General features: G+C 60.1%; 10 protein-coding genes. 3 read left to right on the top strand and 7 right to left on the bottom strand.

Annotated elements, in window-relative coordinates:
• The 7 genes from rpmD to WCB02_RS34990 all read right to left on the bottom strand — a co-directional run.
• The coding region (gene rpmD, locus WCB02_RS35020) for a 50S ribosomal protein L30 (RefSeq protein ID WP_423965878.1) at positions 1 to 166 on the bottom strand (166 nt) is incomplete at its 3' end.
• A 36-nt stretch (positions 167 to 202) separates the two neighbouring features.
• On the bottom strand, positions 203 to 556 hold the full coding sequence (locus tag WCB02_RS35015; RefSeq protein WP_423965876.1) for a hypothetical protein: 354 nt from the start codon (positions 554 to 556) through the stop codon (positions 203 to 205).
• Between the two features lie 86 nt (positions 557 to 642).
• Positions 643 to 783 (bottom strand): hypothetical protein, encoded by a 141-nt coding sequence (locus tag WCB02_RS35010; protein WP_423965874.1) that lies wholly within the window; start codon positions 781 to 783, stop codon positions 643 to 645.
• Positions 784 to 798: 15 nt separating this feature from the next.
• On the bottom strand, positions 799 to 1,041 hold the full coding sequence (locus WCB02_RS35005) for a hypothetical protein (protein WP_423965872.1): 243 nt from the start codon (positions 1,039 to 1,041) through the stop codon (positions 799 to 801).
• 28 nt (positions 1,042 to 1,069) lie between these two features.
• Entirely contained in the window at positions 1,070 to 1,324 is a 255-nt protein-coding gene (locus WCB02_RS35000; protein ID WP_423965870.1) for a TIGR02391 family protein, read from the bottom strand.
• Positions 1,325 to 1,354: 30 nt separating this feature from the next.
• On the bottom strand, positions 1,355 to 1,873 hold the full coding sequence (locus WCB02_RS34995) for a hypothetical protein (protein ID WP_423965867.1): 519 nt from the start codon (positions 1,871 to 1,873) through the stop codon (positions 1,355 to 1,357).
• A 15-nt stretch (positions 1,874 to 1,888) separates the two neighbouring features.
• Entirely contained in the window at positions 1,889 to 2,413 is a 525-nt protein-coding gene (locus WCB02_RS34990; protein ID WP_423965865.1) for a helix-turn-helix transcriptional regulator, read from the bottom strand.
• A gap of 205 nt (positions 2,414 to 2,618) precedes the next feature.
• Between WCB02_RS34990 and WCB02_RS34985 the strand changes: the two genes are divergently transcribed.
• The 3 genes from WCB02_RS34985 to WCB02_RS34975 are packed head-to-tail and all read left to right on the top strand — an operon-like array spanning position 2,619 to position 3,946.
• Entirely contained in the window at positions 2,619 to 2,894 is a 276-nt protein-coding gene (locus WCB02_RS34985) for a DUF1778 domain-containing protein (RefSeq protein WP_423965863.1), read from the top strand.
• A complete protein-coding gene (locus WCB02_RS34980; RefSeq protein WP_423965861.1) occupies positions 2,891 to 3,400 on the top strand; it encodes a GNAT family N-acetyltransferase in 510 nt (169 codons plus the stop codon). Before WCB02_RS34985 ends, WCB02_RS34980 begins: the two co-directional genes overlap by 4 nt.
• A gap of 3 nt (positions 3,401 to 3,403) precedes the next feature.
• Positions 3,404 to 3,946 (top strand): hypothetical protein, encoded by a 543-nt coding sequence (locus tag WCB02_RS34975; protein WP_423965859.1) that lies wholly within the window; start codon positions 3,404 to 3,406, stop codon positions 3,944 to 3,946.
• The last annotated feature ends 228 nt before the right edge of the window (positions 3,947 to 4,174 follow it).

Here is a 4,174-nt window from a genome sequence, read left to right as displayed (position 1 = left end):
CCTTCACCAGGTGCCGGACCTTGTTGATCATGCCGCGCGTCGCTGGCGTATCGGGCCGCCACGACACGCGACCAATCTTGTTTAACTTAAGCCCGATTAGGGTCTGGCGCTGATCACCCCGGCGCCGGATCGGGCTGCCGGTCTGCTCGATCTCGATGTACCGCATTCGGGTCGCTCCTCGTTCGTTTCTCGCGACGGCCGATCAGGCGGGGCCGGCCCTGGTTTTCAGGAAAGCGTTTTCGAGATCGTTCGTGGCGGCGGACAGCCAGTGCTGGATTTCCTCGATCATCCGGCACACGTCCCGGATCTGGCCGAGATCGGCGACAGCTGTCATGACGACACCTGGATCCGGCTCGGCACCAAGCACTCTGTTGTAATCCGCCGCCGACTTCGTGACGAAGACGAGAGCATCTTCCGTAGGAAAGCGCTTGACCGCAAAGTGTGACAACAGGTTGCGCAGCTTCCGGAATTCCTTGATGCGTCTAAGAGCGAGCGCGTTGTTCGGCGCGATGTCGGGGGCCGTCTCGAGGATGGTTTCGATGTCGGACAGGTGCACGCGGTCTTGCCGAGCCAAGCCGGCGGTAGAGCCTTGGCGTGGTCGAGGACCTCAATCATACGCCGCAGGTTGAAGTCGATGTAGCTCTAGAGCATGACGATCTTGCCGATCAGGATGACGTCTTCCCTGCCCGGCGCCGGCCAATCGATGATCGGTTCGGAGGCGTTCCTGACCAGACCCATCAGATATCGGTTGCGTTCCGTCTCGATCGACGATGGCAGTGCCACGTGATATTCTCCTGGTCACGAAAGTTCGAAGGCGGTCGGATTCGCCTCGACGTATTCCGCCCATAGACGCTGCATCATCCCCTGCACCTCGTCGGGGCGGTGATCGTCGCCGTTCGGCAGCCTGTTACCCAATTGTCCGAGGTGCAGATTCCCGGAAAGCGGACCACCGGGATGGGGCGTGAACGCTGCGCCCGTCGGGACGTGTGTGATTCCTTCTGGACCTACGAAGAATTGATCGCGCTTTACGGGAGTAGCCATTGCGATGTCCTCACAATCAGAACGAGCATTATCCCGGATCTGTTGGCAAGGGAAGCCGGCCCGGCTGCGCTAAAGCTCGTTCCAGAGCCTCAAGCGGGAGCAGGTTCGTCGTTTCCCCACGCCGGGGTCGAGTAGCCGCCGCCGCGGTGCGTGCATCCACAATTCGCAAAAGGTGATTTGCCAGCAAGATCGTTTCCATCGCTTCGGCCGGATCGTCGAGATTCACGTCGCGATGCGAATGCGCATTTTTGAAGGAGCCGGCTGCGCCGACGAACAATTCCATGCGCCTTGCGGAAGTTGGATCATGGGATGTTCACATCGCCTTCCCGGCTTCGTAGGTGTCGAAGATCTCGAGTAATTCCTCCAGCGTCACGATATTGAGCGAGGGCGGCAGCACGGGGTGCAGCTCGGTTCGCTTCTTGAGCATACGCTTGTCGTGGGTGATAAAATAGCCGCAGCCGGTTTCGGCCGCCTCCGACAAATGCGAGGCGTCGGCCGCGTGAGCGCCTGGTTTCGCGTTGCCTTGCAGAATCGCGCGAACCTTCTGGCGCGCCGCGTGCTGGTCCGGAGTCAATGACGGCCGCAGATTGAAGATCCGCGGCATGATCGCCGCCTTGACGTTCTGCGGTGTACGCGGATGTCCGATTTCATTCCGAACGCCGCCGGCGACGACAACGTTGATCTTGCGGCCGTCGACCAAGTCCCGAAATCTGCCGACAAGCTGATCTCGCGCCGAGCCGTCGAGATCGAGGGCATTGGCATCGACCCCAAGGTTGACACGCCGCGGGTCCAGAGGTCGTCGAGTCGACGGAAATGAAGAGGACGTTTGCATCAAGACCCACGTCTCCTAAAACGTGCCTGGCGGGAAATCGCTCATGGTCAAGGTGATCTCGCGTGACACCTGCGCAGTTTCACTCAAGTGCTTCTCAACGGCGCCCAAGAATTCCGGCAGTCGCCGCTCGACCACCTTCACGCGGTCCGCCGGCGTCGCGAGATTGCCGCGCACGATATCGTCGATGATCTCGCGCGTGATCGTTACCAGGCAGTCCTGCCCTTTGAAGCGGACCGGGAAGATCAGGTGCCAGCCGTCCGGCCGCAGCTGATTGGAATATTCAAGCTGCAACTGGCGCAGCCGAACCCCCGGGCCAAGGCCCGCGCTCACATCTTCCGGAATGAACTGAACACCAGCCTGCTCGAGGCTGGCCTTGATTCTGATGAGATTCTTTTGCGACGGATCGAGCCGCGCGTGGTTCTCAAAGTTGGCGATCGTCGCGCGCGCGACTTGCGCAGCCTCCGCCAGCTTATCCTGCGACCAGCCGATCAGGGCTCGCGCGGCGGCGCATTGTTTCGGGGTGATAGATGTTGTAACCATTATGATATACATTAGGTATAGTTATATTTTTTGTATAAGTGTTAATATTGCATAAGTCACCCAAATGCAAACTTTATCAAACCCTGTTTAAACTGTCGGAACCGGGTTCGAGGCAAAGCGGTGCCTATATGTACGGCTTTATGCCGTACAAATTTTCCTTGTACGGTTTCAAGCCGTACGATATGTGGATATTTGAGGAGTTTGCATGCCACGCAACGTGTCAGATAGCGGCCGCGTCGAATTGCGGCTGCGACCCGAAGACAAGACGACCTTGAGCCGCGCTGCGGCGATCAAGCACCTGGACCTGTCGGCATACATCCTGCGAGCAATGTTGCCGAAGGCCGAGGCCGATATCGCTGAAGCCGAAAACCTCGCGCTGTCCGAGCGCGATTCCTTGCGCGTGCTGGCGCTGCTCGAGCATCCGCCGGCGCCGGCGCCGCGCCTGGTGCGCGCCGCCAAGGCCGGATATGAGTTCCCGTGATTTGGGAAGAAGCGCCGATCGGCAAGGCGCATCAGCGCGCCGCCTTCGATTGCGGCGAAACCGACCTAAACGATTATCTCAAACGCTACGCGCGGCAGAATCACGACACCGGCGGATCCAAATGCTTTGTCGCCGTTCCCGCGGATCAGCCGATCCGCATTCTTGGCTTTTACACCTTGAGTCCCGCCTCGCTCGAATTCGCGCGCACGCCGGCGATCGCGAAGAAAGGTCTCGGCCGCTACGACGTGCCGGTGTTTCGTCTCGGCCGCCTGGCCGTCGATCGCAGCGCGCAAGGGCGCGGACTTGGCGGCGCGTTGCTGCTGAGAGCGGCCGTGCGCTGCATCCGGGTTGCTGAGGAAGTTGGCGGCGTTGCGCTTCTCATAGATGCCAAGAACGACCGCGCCGCGCTCTGGTACGAAGGTTACGGGGCGGTTCGACTAGAAGACGCGCCGCTGTCCTTGGTGCTTCCGCTTGCCGTTGCCGCCGCAGCTCTGCAGCAAAAGTGAATCATGCGCATCAAGGACCTGCCCGCCCCTGTTACCGCAGCCAAAGCCGACTGGCTTCCTGGCACCCACTGGATTGGCTTCACGCCGACCGATGCCTCGACAAACGCTCGGGAGCAGCGCCGCGCCACCATCAATGCGCAAATGAACGGTGGCTATATCATCGAATATGTGACCCTCAAGTTCGATGACCCGAATCCTGGGTTTGAGACCGATCCCCGATATCTTGCGGACAAGGCAGCGCATGGTGCGGTCGCCGGTAAATTTATCGCCGTGCATCGGCTTCGCCCATCGGCGCGATCCCTGAAAACAATCCTCGGGGATCAGGAATACGACCAATTGCAAAATATGTGGGCCGATGGCGACAAGCGCTATCGCGGGTCCGTCGCCTTCCCAATCATCGAAAGCTATTCTATTGTGCCGCATCGCTACGCCAATGAGGTGCTTTCGCCGAATGCGATGGCCCGCCTGCAACCAACTGTCGACATATCATCTCAGCCGATGCATCGGCCGCCCAGAAGTCGACAAAGTGCTGACCGTGCCGCTTGAGGGCTGGACACGGATTGAGCCCGGCAGCAGCGCCATCGCCACCTTCGAATTGTCGGGTAATTCCAGCGGGGCGCCTGTCGGTGGGTTCTCGGCAGTCTTTGTAAGCGTGATCACGCTTTTTGATGGCCCTGCGTCCGAGCTATTTGATGGTTCGTTGGAGCGCGGATGGCGGCCCCGACGCGCTCAAGCGCGCCATCGTGCTCGCGACCGTCAAGGACGCTACGCGCC

Origin of the sequence: Bradyrhizobium sp. (genome assembly GCF_049581145.1) — a bacterium.
Lineage (GTDB): Bacteria > Pseudomonadota > Alphaproteobacteria > Rhizobiales > Xanthobacteraceae > Bradyrhizobium.
Note: the sequence above shows the minus strand (reverse complement) of the source record. Positions and strands in the feature narration are given on the sequence as shown.

Excerpts from the sequence above, each read along its gene's own strand:
- WCB02_RS35005 (WP_423965872.1), bottom strand. The coding sequence starts at position 1,041 with ATGGCTACTCCCGTAAAGCGCGATCAATTCTTCGTAGGTCCAGAAGGA.
- WCB02_RS34985 (WP_423965863.1), top strand. The coding sequence starts at position 2,619 with ATGCCACGCAACGTGTCAGATAGCGGCCGCGTCGAATTGCGGCTGCGA.
- WCB02_RS35000 (WP_423965870.1), bottom strand. The coding sequence starts at position 1,324 with ATGGAATTGTTCGTCGGCGCAGCCGGCTCCTTCAAAAATGCGCATTCG.
- WCB02_RS34995 (WP_423965867.1), bottom strand. The coding sequence starts at position 1,873 with ATGCAAACGTCCTCTTCATTTCCGTCGACTCGACGACCTCTGGACCCG.
- WCB02_RS34990 (WP_423965865.1), bottom strand. The coding sequence starts at position 2,413 with ATGGTTACAACATCTATCACCCCGAAACAATGCGCCGCCGCGCGAGCC.
- WCB02_RS34975 (WP_423965859.1), top strand. The coding sequence starts at position 3,404 with ATGCGCATCAAGGACCTGCCCGCCCCTGTTACCGCAGCCAAAGCCGAC.